Source organism: Diaphorobacter limosus, assembly GCF_033100095.1.
GTDB classification, from domain to species: domain Bacteria; phylum Pseudomonadota; class Gammaproteobacteria; order Burkholderiales; family Burkholderiaceae_C; genus Alicycliphilus; species Alicycliphilus limosus.
In genome coordinates this window covers 330,068-342,771 of sequence record NZ_CP136921.1, presented here as the reverse complement: position 1 = coordinate 342,771, position 12,704 = coordinate 330,068, and the positions used below count along the sequence as shown (strand labels likewise).

The 12,704-nt window shown below is 65.5% G+C and carries 13 protein-coding genes and 1 tRNA gene; 6 read left to right on the top strand and 8 right to left on the bottom strand.

Going from position 1 to position 12,704, the window contains the following annotated elements; all coding sequences use genetic code 11:
- Window positions 1-13 precede the first annotated feature (13 nt).
- Entirely contained in the window at window positions 14-1,339 is a 1,326-nt protein-coding gene (locus P4826_RS01695) for an ABC transporter substrate-binding protein (protein ID WP_317702284.1), read from the bottom strand.
- A 152-nt stretch (window positions 1,340-1,491) separates the two neighbouring features.
- Between P4826_RS01695 and P4826_RS01690 the strand changes: the two genes are divergently transcribed.
- The 6 genes from P4826_RS01690 to P4826_RS01665 all read left to right on the top strand — a co-directional run bounded on the left by P4826_RS01690 (window position 1,492) and on the right by P4826_RS01665 (window position 8,676).
- A complete protein-coding gene (locus P4826_RS01690; protein ID WP_317702283.1) occupies window positions 1,492-2,424 on the top strand; it encodes an alpha/beta fold hydrolase in 933 nt (310 codons plus the stop codon).
- A gap of 117 nt (window positions 2,425-2,541) precedes the next feature.
- The gene (locus P4826_RS01685) at window positions 2,542-3,537 is read left to right on the top strand and encodes a diaminopimelate dehydrogenase (protein WP_317702282.1); all 996 of its coding nucleotides are present in this window, start codon (window positions 2,542-2,544) and stop codon (window positions 3,535-3,537) included.
- Between the two features lie 188 nt (window positions 3,538-3,725).
- Window positions 3,726-4,830, top strand: a protein-coding gene (gene prfB, locus P4826_RS01680; RefSeq protein ID WP_317702281.1) for a peptide chain release factor 2 whose coding sequence is annotated in 2 segments (ribosomal slippage) — window positions 3,726-3,806 and window positions 3,808-4,830 — 1,104 coding nt in all. Because the reading frame shifts where the segments join, the coding sequence is not laid out codon by codon here.
- Window positions 4,831-4,848: 18 nt separating this feature from the next.
- Entirely contained in the window at window positions 4,849-7,557 is a 2,709-nt protein-coding gene (gene pepN / locus P4826_RS01675; protein ID WP_317702280.1) for an aminopeptidase N, read from the top strand.
- Window positions 7,558-7,580: 23 nt separating this feature from the next.
- Complete coding sequence (locus P4826_RS01670; RefSeq protein WP_317702279.1) at window positions 7,581-8,588, top strand: class 1 fructose-bisphosphatase; 1,008 nt, start codon at window positions 7,581-7,583, stop codon at window positions 8,586-8,588.
- A gap of 12 nt (window positions 8,589-8,600) precedes the next feature.
- A tRNA-Thr gene (locus tag P4826_RS01665) sits at window positions 8,601-8,676 on the top strand.
- A 573-nt stretch (window positions 8,677-9,249) separates the two neighbouring features.
- Here the strand turns inward: P4826_RS01665 and P4826_RS01660 are convergent.
- From P4826_RS01660 to P4826_RS01630, 7 genes are read right to left on the bottom strand one after another with little or no spacing between them, the layout of a single operon-like run.
- Window positions 9,250-9,633, bottom strand: a complete 384-nt coding sequence (locus P4826_RS01660; RefSeq protein ID WP_317702278.1) for a single-stranded DNA-binding protein — start codon at window positions 9,631-9,633, stop codon at window positions 9,250-9,252.
- A gap of 19 nt (window positions 9,634-9,652) precedes the next feature.
- A complete protein-coding gene (locus P4826_RS01655) occupies window positions 9,653-10,603 on the bottom strand; it encodes a hypothetical protein (RefSeq protein WP_317702277.1) in 951 nt (316 codons plus the stop codon).
- Entirely contained in the window at window positions 10,593-10,967 is a 375-nt protein-coding gene (locus P4826_RS01650) for a hypothetical protein (protein WP_317702276.1), read from the bottom strand. Before P4826_RS01650 ends, P4826_RS01655 begins: the two co-directional genes overlap by 11 nt.
- Window positions 10,957-11,547 (bottom strand): hypothetical protein, encoded by a 591-nt coding sequence (locus P4826_RS01645; protein ID WP_317702275.1) that lies wholly within the window; start codon window positions 11,545-11,547, stop codon window positions 10,957-10,959. Before P4826_RS01645 ends, P4826_RS01650 begins: the two co-directional genes overlap by 11 nt.
- Window positions 11,547-11,852, bottom strand: a complete 306-nt coding sequence (locus P4826_RS01640) for a hypothetical protein (RefSeq protein ID WP_317702274.1) — start codon at window positions 11,850-11,852, stop codon at window positions 11,547-11,549. Before P4826_RS01640 ends, P4826_RS01645 begins: the two co-directional genes overlap by 1 nt.
- The gene (locus P4826_RS01635) at window positions 11,849-12,319 is read right to left on the bottom strand and encodes a hypothetical protein (protein WP_317702273.1); all 471 of its coding nucleotides are present in this window, start codon (window positions 12,317-12,319) and stop codon (window positions 11,849-11,851) included. The genes P4826_RS01640 and P4826_RS01635 overlap by 4 nt, the downstream gene beginning before the upstream one ends.
- A gap of 55 nt (window positions 12,320-12,374) precedes the next feature.
- Window positions 12,375-12,626, bottom strand: a complete 252-nt coding sequence (locus P4826_RS01630) for a hypothetical protein (protein ID WP_317702272.1) — start codon at window positions 12,624-12,626, stop codon at window positions 12,375-12,377.
- Window positions 12,627-12,704 lie beyond the last annotated feature (78 nt).

Here is a 12,704-nt window from a genome sequence, read left to right as displayed (position 1 = left end):
TTGAATAATGGATTTATCGGGCCAGGCCGCGCGCTTCGTCCGCCAGCTGCTTGGCACGCACATAGTTGGCGCGTGCCTTCTCTGACCACAGCTGCTCCATGCCCGTCAGCTCCTTGGCCACGGCCACGTCGCGCCGGCTCTTGCGAAACAGCTCCAGGAACTCGGGGTTCTTCACGTTATCCGCGCCCACCAGCGGCGTATAGGCCAGGCTGCGCGCCTGCGCTAGTAGCTCGCTGCCCCGGGCGTTAGGCCTGGCCTTGAGCGCGGCCGTGGCCTCGTGGATGGACTTGGTCGCGGCCTGCAGCTCCTTGAGGCGGAAGGTCACCATCTGGTCGAACAGGCTGATGACCACGGGGTAGCGCTGGCCCGACAGCTCGGTGTTGAACTGCACCTTGGCGCGCTTGGCGATGTCCTGCGGCACGGGGTAGCCTGCGGGGGCCTTGAGCATGGAGTACGGCAATATCGGCAGGCGGCCGATCTTGGGGTCGAACAGAATCTGCTGGCCCGCCGCCGACATGGTGTAGGCCATGAACTGCTTGGCCTCGGCCGCGTTCTTGGCGCCAGCGACCAGGGCGATATTGGCCGGCACCACGGCCGTCATGCTGGGGTAGGTGAAGTCCACCGGATAGCCCGAGTACTTGCCCGCCAGCGCCAGGAAGTCGATCACGATGCCTATGCCGTACTGGCCGTTGTTCACGCCGTCGGGCACGGCAAAGCTGCGGTCGGTGACGGCGGCGGCGTTGCCCATGATCTGCAACAGCTGCGACCAGCCCTTGTCCCAGCCCTCGCCCTGCAAAATGGTCTCCACCGTGAGCTGCGTCGTGCCCGAGCGCGAGGGCGACGAGATGGCGACATGGCCGAAGTACTCGGGCCGCGTCAGGTCGCTCCACTCCCTGGGCGCCGCCAGCTTGTGCGCCTTGATGTAGCGCGTGTTCCACGAGATGCCGTAGCCCGCCAGCGCCTGGCCGTAGTACATGCCCTTGGGGTCGTTGAGCGGGTAGTTGCCTATCTTCTCCGGCGCGCTTTTGTTGACCACCTCGGGCGCCTTTTGCAGCAGCTGGTAGCTGGCCAGCACCTCGAAGGCGTCGGGTGCGCTGGCCCACATCACGTCGGGGCGCTGGCCCTCGGGCAGCTCGCGGATGTAGGCCACGGCGGCCGTGGTGTTCTTGTTCAGGATCTCGATCTTGATGCCCGGGTGGGCGGCCTCGAAGGCCTTCTGGTAGGCCGTGGTCAGCTCCTTGGGGAAGGACGTGATCACCGTCACCTGGCCCGCAATGGCCGGTAGCGCCAGCCCACAAAAACCTGCCGCCAATGCCGCTGCCACAATGCTGCGCTGCATGTCTGCCTCCTTATCGTGATGGATGTGCCGGCACTGTATAACCCGGGCGGCGCGCCTGCCTATCATGGTTTGCGCGGCAACCCTCCCGCCCTGCAAACCCGGCCACGCAAGCACCGACCAGCCCACACCGCCCAGCCCACACCGCCCAGCTCATGTACCAAGCCCTACGCCCCAGCCGCAGCGACAGCGTGCGCATCCGCACGCTGAACTACCACGTACGCACCTGGGGCGCGCCGCAGCCGGGCACGGCGCCGCTGCTGCTGCTGCATGGCTGGATGGATGTGGGCGCGTCCTGGCAGTTCGTGGTCGATGCCTTCGGCGAGGCCTTTGCCGCCGGGCGCCTCATCATCGCCCCCGACTGGCGCGGCTTTGGCGGCTCGCGCCTGCCCGCGCCCTGCGACGGCCACCATTTCGTGGACTATCTTGCGGATCTGGATCAGCTGCTGGACCACTATGCGGGCGCGCAGCCGGTGGACCTGGTGGGCCACAGCATGGGCGGCAACGTGGCCATGATGTATGCCGGCGCGCGGCCGGCGCGCATACGCCGACTGGTGAACCTGGAGGGCTTTGGCATGGCCCCCTCCAACCCCGCCCAGGCCCCCGGGCGCTATGCGCAGTGGATGGACGAGATCCGGCAATGGGAGCGCGGCGAGATGGACCTGAAACCCTACGACAGCGCCGACGGCGTGGCCCTGCGCCTGATGAAGACCAACCCGCGTCTGGCCAGCGACAAGGCCTGCTGGCTGGCGCGCCACTGGGCCGGCGCGGACGCGCAGGGGCGCTGGCATATCCTGGGCGACGCGGCGCACAAGATCGTCAACCCGCACCTGTACCGCGTGGACGAGGCTCTGGCGCTGTACGCGGCCATCACCGCCCCCGTGCTCTCGGTGCATGCCAGCGACGACAGCCTGGGCCGCTGGTGGAAGGGCCGCTACACGCTGCAGGACTACCACCAGCGCCTGGCCCATGTGGCCGACAGCCGCAGCGCGCTGGTGCAGGACGCCGGCCATATGCTGCACCACGACCAGCCCCAGGCCGTGGCGGCGCTGATCGAGGATTTTCTGGCAGACAAGATGCCTGCCTGACAATGCCGCCTCGGGCTGCGCCGAGGCGGCCAAAAAATTAAGCAAAACAGCCGGTTTGCGCTCACCCAACAAGCGCTTACAGCTACTATTTTTGAAGCAAACAGAAAGCAAACACCCATGAACGACAAGCAGCCAGCCATACGCATCGCCATCGTCGGCCACGGCAACCTGGGCCGTGGCGTGGAGTCGGCCATCGCCAACAACCCCGACATGACCATTGCCGGCATCTACACGCGCCGCGACCCGGCGCAGCTCCAGCCCCTGACCGCGGGCGTGTCCGTGTACCCCATGGACGCGCTGGCCGGCCACAAGGACAGGATCGACGTGCTCATCCTCTGCGGTGGCTCCAAGGACGACCTGCCGCGCCAAAGCCCGGAGCTGGCGGCGCAGTTCAACCTGGTGGACAGCTTTGACACCCATGCGCGCATCCCCGCGCATTTCGCCGCCGTCGACGCCGCCGCGCAGGCGGGCAAGACCACGGCGCTGATCTCGGCCGGCTGGGACCCGGGCATGTTCTCCATCAACCGCGTGCTGGGCGAGGCCCTGCTGCCCGACGGCGCCACCTACACCTTCTGGGGCAAGGGCCTGAGCCAGGGGCATTCCGACGCCATCCGCCGCGTCAGCGGCGTGGCCGGTGGCGTGCAATACACCATCCCCGTGCCCGAGGCCGTGGACCAGGTGCGCAGCGGCGTGCGCCCGCAGCTGACCACGCGCGAGAAGCACCGGCGCGACTGCTTCGTGGTGCTGGCCCCGGGGGCGGACGCCGAGGCCGTACGCCAGGCCATCGTCACCATGCCACACTACTTTGACGAGTACGACACCACGGTGCAGTTCATCAGCGCCGAGCAGCTGGCGCGCGAGCATGGCGCGATGCCGCACGGCGGCTTCGTGATCCGCAGCGGCAACACCTCGGCCGCCAACAAGCAGGTCATCGAATACCGGCTGCAGCTCGATAGCAACCCCGAATTCACCTCCAGCGTGCTGGTGGCCTACGCACGCGCCGTGCACCGCATGGCCCAGGCCGGGCAGTTCGGCTGCAAGACGGTGTTCGACGTGGCCCCCGGCCTGCTGTCGCCGCAAAGCCCGGCCGAGCTGCGCGAGCGGCTGCTGTAAACCCAGACAATATCAGTCAAAAATGGCTCTGGCGCTTGTACATCAAGCGTCATTAGCTCTTTTTTTGATAGTTACAGCAAACCATACCCCGCCCCTGCGTGGCGCCAAGTCCGGCAGCCACGGGCGCCATCACGCGTCATGAGAAAATCGCGGGTTATCACCAAAGAAACACACAGGACACCCGCACCATGGAAGCAGAACACATCAACCAGATTGGCAACACCCTCGAAGACCTGAGCGCTCGCACGGCCGAGCTACGGAGGTATCTTTGACTACGATGCCAAGTACGAACGCCTGCGCACGGTAAACGCCTCGCTGGAAGACCCGGCCTGCTGGAACGACCCGAAGAAGGCCCAGGAACTGGGCAAGGAAAAGAAGTCCCTCGACGCCGTGGTGCTGACGCTGCAAAAGCTGACGGCCGAGCTGGCCGACAACCGCGAGCTCTACGAGATGAGCTACGAGGAAGACGACGAAGCCGGGCTGCTCACCATAGAGGCCGAGACCGCCAAGCTGCTGCCGCTGATCGAGGAGCTGGAGTTCCGCCGCATGTTCGGGCGCGAAGCCGATCCGCTCAATTGCTACATCGACATCCAGGCCGGCGCCGGCGGCACCGAGGCCTGCGACTGGGCCAGCATGCTGCTGCGCCAGTACCTGAAGTACGCCGAGAGGAAGGGCTTCAAGGCCACGGTCGACGAGGAAACCCCGGGCGACGTGGCCGGCATCAAGAGCGCCACCATCCACATCGAGGGCGACTACGCCTATGGCCTGCTGCGCACCGAGACCGGCGTGCACCGCCTGGTGCGCAAATCGCCGTTCGACAGCTCGGGCGGGCGCCACACCTCGTTTGCCAGCCTGTTTGTCTATCCCGAGATCGACGACTCGATTGAGATCGACATCAACCCCGCCGACGTGCGCACCGACACCTATCGCGCCAGCGGCGCCGGCGGCCAGCACATCAACAAGACGGATTCGGCCGTGCGCCTGACGCACATGCCCACCGGCATCGTCGTGCAGTGCCAGGACGGACGCAGCCAGCACAGCAACCGCGACGTGGCCTGGCAGCGCCTGCGCTCCAAGCTCTATGAGCTGGAGATGCAAAAGCGCATGGAAGCGCAGCAGGCCCTGGAGGAGACCAAGACCGACGTCGGCTGGGGCCACCAGATCCGCAGCTATGTGCTGGACAACAGCCGCATCAAGGATTTGCGCACCAACGTCGAAATATCGGCCACGCAAAAGGTGCTCGATGGCGACCTGGATGCGCTCATCGAGGCCTCGCTCAAGCAGGGCCTGTAAAAAAGAAGGACTAGCACGATGAAAGAAGGACAAGCCAAGGCCATTGAGCGCCTGGACTACGCCCCGCCGGCGTTCTGGATCGACAGCGTGGATCTCACGTTCGACCTGGACCCGGCCAAGACCCGCGTCCTGAACAAGATGCAGGTGCGCCGCAACAGCGCCGCCGCGCCCCAGGCCCTGCGCCTGCTGGGCCAGGAGCTGAACCTGGCGCGCGTGCTGGTCAATGGCGCGGGGACCTCGTTCAAGATCGAGGGCGACGAACTGGTGCTGGAGAACCTGCCGGAGGGCGACGCGCCCTTCGCGCTGGAGATCTTCACCACCTGCGCGCCCGCCAAGAACACGCAGCTGTCGGGCCTGTACGTGAGCCAGGGCACCTTCTTCACGCAGTGCGAGGCCGAGGGCTTTCGGCGCATCACCTACTTCCTGGATCGTCCCGACGTCATGGCCAGCTACCAGGTGCTGCTGCGCGCGAGCAAGGCCGACTATCCGGTGCTGCTCTCCAACGGCAACCTGGTGGAGTCCGGCGAACTCGACGACGGCCGCCACTTCGCCCGCTGGCAAGACCCGCACAAAAAGCCCAGCTATTTGTTCGCCCTGGTGGCCGGCAAGCTGGTGGCGCGCGAGCAGCAGATCACCAGCCGCGCCGGCAACAAGCACCTGCTGCAGGTCTGGGTGCGCCCGGGCGACCTGGGCAAGACCGAGCACGCCATGAACTCGCTGATGGCGTCCATCGCCTGGGACGAGGCGCGCTTTGGCCTCACGCTGGATCTGGAGCGCTTCATGATCGTCGCCACCAGCGACTTCAACATGGGCGCCATGGAGAACAAGGGCCTGAACATCTTCAACACCAAGTACGTGCTGGCCAGCGAGGCCACGGCCACCGACACCGACTTCGCCAATATCGAATCCGTCGTCGGCCACGAGTACTTCCACAACTGGACGGGCAACCGCGTCACCTGCCGCGACTGGTTCCAGCTCTCGCTGAAAGAGGGCCTGACGGTGTTCCGCGACCAGGAGTTCAGCCAGGACATGGCGGGCAGCCCGTCGGCGCGCGCCGTCAAACGCATCGAGGACGTACGCGTGCTGCGCACCGCGCAGTTCCCCGAGGACGCCGGCCCCATGGCCCACCCGGTGCGCCCCGACAGCTACGTCGAGATCAACAACTTCTACACCGTCACCATCTACGAAAAGGGTGCCGAGGTCGTGCGCATGCAGCACCGCCTGGTGGGCCGCGAAGGCTTTGCCCGCGGCATGAAGCTGTACTTTGAGCGCCACGACGGCCAGGCCGTCACCTGCGACGACTTTGCCCAGGCGATTGCCGACGCCAACCCGGCCAGCCCGCTGGCCCTGCACCTGGAGCAGTTCAAGCGCTGGTACAGCCAGGCCGGCACGCCCCATGTCAAGGCCGTGGGCCAGTACGACGCCGACGCCGGTCGCTACACCCTGACCCTGTCGCAAAGCTGCGCCGCCACACCGGGCCAGCCGAACAAGCTGCCCTTCGTCATTCCCGTGGCACTGGGCCTGCTGGACGCGCAGGGCAAGGCCCTGCCCCTGCAACTCGATGGCGAGGCCACGGCAGGCAGCACCGAACGCACCGTGGTGCTGACCGAGGAGAGCCTGACGCTGGGCTTCGTCAACGTCACCAGCCAGCCCGTGCCCTCGCTGTTACGCGGTTTCAGCGCCCCGGTGGTGCTGGACCATGACTACAGCGACACCGAACTACTGACCCTGCTGGCGCATGACGGCGACGCCTTCAACCGCTGGGAGGCCGGCCAGCGCCTGATGCTGCGTATTGCTATCAACGCAATAGCTGACAGCACAATAACAGAGGGCGCAAACGGCCAAATAGACCAAAACCTTTTGCCCGACGCCCTGGTGCAGGCCATGCGCGCCGTGCTGCGCCACCCGCAGCTGGACGCGGCCTTCAAGGAGCTGGTGCTGACCCTGCCCTCCGAGAGCTACATCGCCGAGCAGCTGACGCAAGTCGATCCGCAGCGCGTGCATGCCGTGCGCGAGGCCCTGCGCCTGCAGCTGGCGCTGTCCCTGCAGGCCGACTGGGCCTGGGCCTGGGACGAGCACCAGGCCAGCGGCGCCTACCGCCCCGACGCCACCAGCAGCGGCCGGCGCGCCCTGGCCGGCCTGGCCCTGGCCATGCTGTGCCTGGCCGCGCGCGCCACGGGCGACGAGGTGTGGCCCGGCAAGACCTACCAGCGCTTCAAGATTGCTGCCAACATGACCGACCGCTTCAACGCGCTGTCGGCCCTGGTGATGAGCGGCCACGAGCTGGCCCAGCCGGCGCTGGCGCGCTTTCATGCACTGTTCAAAGACGACGCCCTGGTGCTGGACAAATGGTTTGCCCTGCAGGCCGGCAGCACCGACCGCGGCGGCAACGTGCTGCCCGCCGTCAAGGCTTTGCTGAAGCATCCCGACTTCCACATCAAGAACCCGAACCGCGCGCGCAGCGTGATCTTTAGCTACTGCAGCGCCAACCCCGGTGCCTTCCACCGGCGCGACGCCGCCGGCTACGTCTTCTGGGCCGAGCGCGTGCTGGAGCTGGACGCCCTCAACCCCCAGGTCGCGGCCCGCCTGGCGCGCGCACTCGATCGCTGGAGCAAGCTGGCCGAGCCCTACCGCACGGCCGCACGCGAGGCCATCGCCCGCGTCGCCGCCAAGGCGGACCTGTCCAACGATGTGCGTGAAGTCGTCACGCGCGCTCTCGCCGATTGATTGAAAAGGAAAAGGACCCACCCATGACCGAACGCATCAGCCTGACCCGCTACCTCGTCGAACAACAGCGCGTCGATGGCCGCATCCCGCCCCAGCTGCGCCTGCTGCTGGAAGTGGTGGCGCGCGCCTGCAAACGCATCTCACAGGCCGTCAACAAGGGCGAACTGGGCGACGTGATGGGCACCGCCGGCAGCCAGAACGTGCAGGGCGAGGTGCAGAAGAAGCTGGACATCATCGCCAACGAAACCCTGATCGAGGCCAACGAATGGGGCGGCCACCTGGCGGCCATGGCCAGCGAGGAGATGGAGGGCATCTACGTCGTGCCCAACCGCTATCCGCAGGGCGAATACCTGCTGATGTTCGACCCGCTCGATGGTTCGTCCAACATCGACGTCAACGTCAGCATCGGCACCATCTTCAGCGTGCTGAAGAAGCCCGAGGGCCACCCCGGCGTGCACGACAACGACTTCCTGCAGCCCGGCACCTGCCAGGTGGCCGCCGGCTACTGCGTCTATGGCCCGCAGACCACCCTGGTACTGACCGTTGGCGACGGCGTCGCCATGTTCACGCTGGACCGCGAACAGGGCTCCTTCGTGCTCATCCGCGAGAACGTGCGCATCCCCGAGGACACCAAGGAATTCGCCATCAACATGAGCAACATGCGCCACTGGGACGAACCGGTGAAGCGCTACATCGACGAATGCCTGGCCGGCAAGGAAGGCCCGCGCGAGAAGGACTTCAACATGCGCTGGGTGGCCAGCATGGTGGCCGACGTGCACCGCATCCTGAGCCGCGGTGGCATCTTCATGTACCCCTGGGACAAGCGCGAACCCAACAAGCCCGGCAAGCTGCGCCTGATGTACGAGGCCAACCCCATGGGCTGGCTGGTGGAGCAGGCCGGCGGCGCCGCCACCAACGGCAAACAGCGCATCCTGGACATCAAGCCCACGCAGCTGCACGAGCGCGTGAGCGTGATCCTGGGCTCCAAGAACGAAGTTGAACGCGTAACCAGCTACCACAACAGTATATAATCACGGTCTTTAGCCGGTGTAGCTCAGTCGGTAGAGCAGCTCATTCGTAATGAGAAGGTCGCGTGTTCGATTCATGTCTCCGGCACCAAGTCAGCAAAGGAAAGCGCGCTATCAAACAGGTAGCGCGCTTTTTCTTTTTCTGCCCGGTGTAGCCACAGCGTAGCCACCGGTACAGGGTTTTGCACCAGCAGCGGCCATGAGTGCATCCGAAAATTCACGCGGGATGGTGCTGCGCCTTGCCGTGAACTTAGCGGCCCACCAGGGCCAGCAGCAAAGTTCTTCACTGTCGCGTCAGCACGCGTTGAACGAACGTTGAGCGGGCGTTGCAGTAACGGCGATGTGGCGTTACAGCGGGCGTTGCCCGAAGGGTCTTGCAAGGGTTCTATGCCGTGGCAATGCCATCAACAAAAAAGCCCCTCGCAAGGGGCTTTGTTGGGGCTGTCGCGCGGTCAAAACATCACCGCAACCTTACCCTCGCACCGTGCCGTAATCGTGCCGTTCCGGCGCGTTGCGCCTTGCGGCAATCTTGGGGTTTGCCGTGCGGTTTCTGGTGCCTCTATGGGCGACTCGGAAAATTGCCACCTTGGTGCAACCTTGGTGTTGTGCAGTGCGGGACGAATCCCCCATGGGTGACTCCAGAAACTCCCCGGTCGACACGTCCTCAAAAGTCCAGCGGCTCGCCATCGTCCAATGGGGGATGCTCCCCATGCTGCGCGGCCTGGGGCTGCATGGCGCGGCGCTTGCGTTGGACGTGGTACGGGGTCAGTACCTGAGCGGCCACCATATCCAGGCTGGGGCGGCTGTTGCCCTGCTTGTCCGTCCACACCTTGGGCGTAATGCTCCCGGCCAGGGCCACGCTGTCACCATCGGCCAGCGCCAGCAGGGCAGCACAGGGGCCAGCGTCAAAGGCAATGACGTTCACGAACAGGCTTTCACCATCCCCGGCTGCGGCGCGCACCTTTGCCACAGCGAAGGGCTTGCCGGTCTTGCTGGTGCGCTCGGCAGGCTGGCCGTACAGCTTGCCAGCAATCAGGGCGTCAATCATGGCGTTCTCCTATGTGCGGTCACACGTCCCACGCGCCTACGTCGTGGGCATCGTCCCTGGTGCGCACCCATCCATCATCATCCGGGGCTGCGGTGGGCGGCGTGGGCTGGCTCAATCGCTTGCGTGCCACGGCCTGAGCCATGGCGGCGCGGGCGGTGTCCTTGCGGGTGGGGATGCGGGTCATCCAGCACGAACGGCTACCCACCTTGTCCCACAGTTCGGCCAGTGTCTGGATGGCCCTGGGCTGTTCTTCGGTGGTGGGGGCCACGATGGTTTCGCCGGTCTTTTTGGCGGCTCGCGCACCCTTCCCCCTTCCCTGCCCTTGCTCGCTTTGCTGCGCAGTAGATGGCTTATCTAGAAAGGTGACCCGTGGCGGAACAGCAGAACCGGCCAAAACAGGGGTTTTGGTTCCGTGGCGGAACAGTTCGGGCTTTTTTTGCTGCTTTTTTAGGCAGGGCTGTTCCGTGGCGGAACCGAAAACGGCCTTGCTGTTCCGTGGCGGGTCATGCAAAACTGTTTTTCGAGCACGTCGCCAAGTTGCGGGATGCTCTTCGCTGGGGGCTGTCTCGCCGTGCGCAGCCCAGTCCCGCGTGGTGTAGCTACCCACGACCCCAAGGTCTAACTTGGCGGTATCGCAGTGCACCGGAAACAACGCGCAAGCAAAGAGGCTGCAATCCGTGCGGCCCCCTTGCCGGGTCAATGCCAGCAACCCATGCTCCAACAGCTCGGCAACGGCGCTTTGCAGCGTCTTGCGGCTTGTCCAACCCCTTGCCCGCATGGTGCGCGGTGACAGGCTCAAATCGCCGTTTCCCGTCGCGTTTGGCCCCAGCAGTGCCAGCACGTCAACCAGCAGCTTCAAACCGTGCGGCGACAGTTCTGCGCAAGCCGTGGAACGTAGGAACGAAAGCGGCATGGGCAACCATGCGCCCTGTACGGCAACCCCGTGTTTTTTTGAGCGGTCACGTCCCATGCTGCCCTCCATCGTGGATTGCCTCAGCAGGGGCAACCGGCACCCATGCGACGGCATACTGACTTGCCCGGTTTGGGCGCGCGCCCTTGACCACTTCCAACACCAGCCCCGATTGCACCAGTTCATTTTTCGCACGATGCACGGTGTCGCAGGACGTCCATCCCCTCGGGCGCAGGTGGTTCATGCTGGCAAGCAACCTGCCGTTGTTATCCGGGCGCAGTTGCCGCGCCAGCTCCAGCAGCAACGAGCGCGCAGCATGGCCCAGGCCCATGTACGCCTCGCTGTCGAGAACGACCCACGGCAGGGCCACAAAACCCCCTGCATCGCGGCCTGCATCGCCCTTCTTGCGGTAGTCACGTCCCATGCTCGCCCTCCATTCCGACGTGTTCCCACAACTCGGGCAGGTTCTCCATTTGCGCAGTCAGGCCAGCCAGCACGCGGCCATAGAACGAACTGGGCTTGCTGTAGCTGCGGCTTGCCAGCGTCACCACGGCGGCCACGCGATACCAGCTCACCTCAAGGTCTTGCAGGTCATCGGGCGGACTGGCGCGCAGGCGCTGCACCTCAGCGGCGGCCAGGTCAATTGCAATGCCTGTCTCGATGTCTGCATTGGCCCAATTGGCGGCCAGGCGATGGCGTTCGGCGTGAAGCCGCAACAGGATGCGCGCCACCAGGCCCAAGGACTGCATTGCTACCAGCTTGGCGGCGTCTTGCCCTGGCGCTGCGGGGGCTGTGCTTGCATTCGCCCCGTCCGTGCTGCCCTCCATCAAGCGCGCGGTCAACTCGTCCTCAGCCTGCACAAGCCATTCATCCAGTGCAGCCCCGTTCAGGTCTTGCGCCTGGGTGGTGTCCACGCCGAATTCATTCGCCACCCACGTTTCGCGGTCGCAGTCGGGCGGGATGGCTCGCAGCGCATCGCGGGCGCGGTCGGTATCGGCGTTCATCAATGCGCACCTCCGTTTGCATTGCGGGCGCGGTGCGTCAGGTCGCCCTTCAGCAGCGCCAGCAGGTCATGACGGCGGCGCGGCGACATGCTCGGCAGCTCGGCCAGAAACTCGCGTTGCTCATCGTGCGGCAGCGCCTTTGCCAGCGTCTCGCAATGCTTCATCGCCAGCAGGCCAGCGTGCGCAGCCTTGACCAGCTCGGGGCAGCCATAGCGGTGCACTGCGGCAGCCTGAAACATCAAGCGGCGCGACACGCCCACGCTATCGGCCAGTTGCTGCATGGTCGGGTGCATTGGTGCACTCATGCTGCGCCCCTCTCCCCGAAAAAATCACCCTGACCGGGCGGCGGTAGGCACTTGCGGGCACGCTCGATTGCAGCGGCGCGGCGGTAGGCTTCGGCAGCCTTCGCACGCAGCGCGGCACGGGCCTTGCGAACCTGGGCACACCACGCACCAGCACCGGCAGCGCGGGCAGCATGGATGCAATCCGCTGGCAGGCGGTACGCTGCAACAATCGCCATGCGGCCATCGGTGCAGCCTGTGGCGCGCTCTTCGCTCACGATGGGCCAGGTGTAGCGCTTTTGCAGATAGTCCACATGCGCAGCGGCGCGCATGGTGCTGCACTGTTCCAACGTGTCGGCACTAGTCAGCACTTCACCGGCCAGCAGGCGGGCCAGCACCTCGGCGCAGGCGCTTGCCAGGCGCTTCGGATATGTGAAAATGCGCGTGTTCGGGGCGCTCGGGTTTTCTTTGGAAGGCTCGGGCGTTTTCATTTGGCGGCCCTCCACTGACGCAGGCGAAGCGCCAGATAGAACACTGCGGCCACCATCACGCCACCCCCAGCACGGCGCGGATGCCAGCCACAGGCCAGCCCAAGCGTCCATTGATGCGAACGGGGCGCAGGCCATCGGGGAAGGTTTCAGCGCAGGCCCAGCCCCGCAATGTCTGCGGGCGGCGGTTCAGGTAGTAGGCGGCCTGTTCGGTCGGTACCGTGGGGCTGGTGACGAGCGCCAGCGGCGGATAGGCGGGTTCAGTGACGGCGCGGCGGGTGTCTGCGCTGTGGTGGTGGGCAAGGTGCATGGGGCACTTTCAACCCAGCAGCACGGGCCGGGTATGGTGCATACCTTTTTCGGGGCAACGCTTGCCCCGGAAGCCCTA

Excerpts from the sequence above, each read along its gene's own strand:
- P4826_RS01695 (WP_317702284.1), bottom strand. The coding sequence starts at position 1,339 with ATGCAGCGCAGCATTGTGGCAGCGGCATTGGCGGCAGGTTTTTGTGGG.
- P4826_RS01690 (WP_317702283.1), top strand. The coding sequence starts at position 1,492 with ATGTACCAAGCCCTACGCCCCAGCCGCAGCGACAGCGTGCGCATCCGC.
- P4826_RS01685 (WP_317702282.1), top strand. The coding sequence starts at position 2,542 with ATGAACGACAAGCAGCCAGCCATACGCATCGCCATCGTCGGCCACGGC.
- pepN (WP_317702280.1), top strand. The coding sequence starts at position 4,849 with ATGAAAGAAGGACAAGCCAAGGCCATTGAGCGCCTGGACTACGCCCCG.
- P4826_RS01670 (WP_317702279.1), top strand. The coding sequence starts at position 7,581 with ATGACCGAACGCATCAGCCTGACCCGCTACCTCGTCGAACAACAGCGC.
- P4826_RS01660 (WP_317702278.1), bottom strand. The coding sequence starts at position 9,633 with ATGATTGACGCCCTGATTGCTGGCAAGCTGTACGGCCAGCCTGCCGAG.
- P4826_RS01655 (WP_317702277.1), bottom strand. The coding sequence starts at position 10,603 with ATGGGACGTGACCGCTCAAAAAAACACGGGGTTGCCGTACAGGGCGCA.
- P4826_RS01650 (WP_317702276.1), bottom strand. The coding sequence starts at position 10,967 with ATGGGACGTGACTACCGCAAGAAGGGCGATGCAGGCCGCGATGCAGGG.
- P4826_RS01645 (WP_317702275.1), bottom strand. The coding sequence starts at position 11,547 with ATGAACGCCGATACCGACCGCGCCCGCGATGCGCTGCGAGCCATCCCG.
- P4826_RS01640 (WP_317702274.1), bottom strand. The coding sequence starts at position 11,852 with ATGAGTGCACCAATGCACCCGACCATGCAGCAACTGGCCGATAGCGTG.
- P4826_RS01635 (WP_317702273.1), bottom strand. The coding sequence starts at position 12,319 with ATGAAAACGCCCGAGCCTTCCAAAGAAAACCCGAGCGCCCCGAACACG.
- P4826_RS01630 (WP_317702272.1), bottom strand. The coding sequence starts at position 12,626 with ATGCACCTTGCCCACCACCACAGCGCAGACACCCGCCGCGCCGTCACT.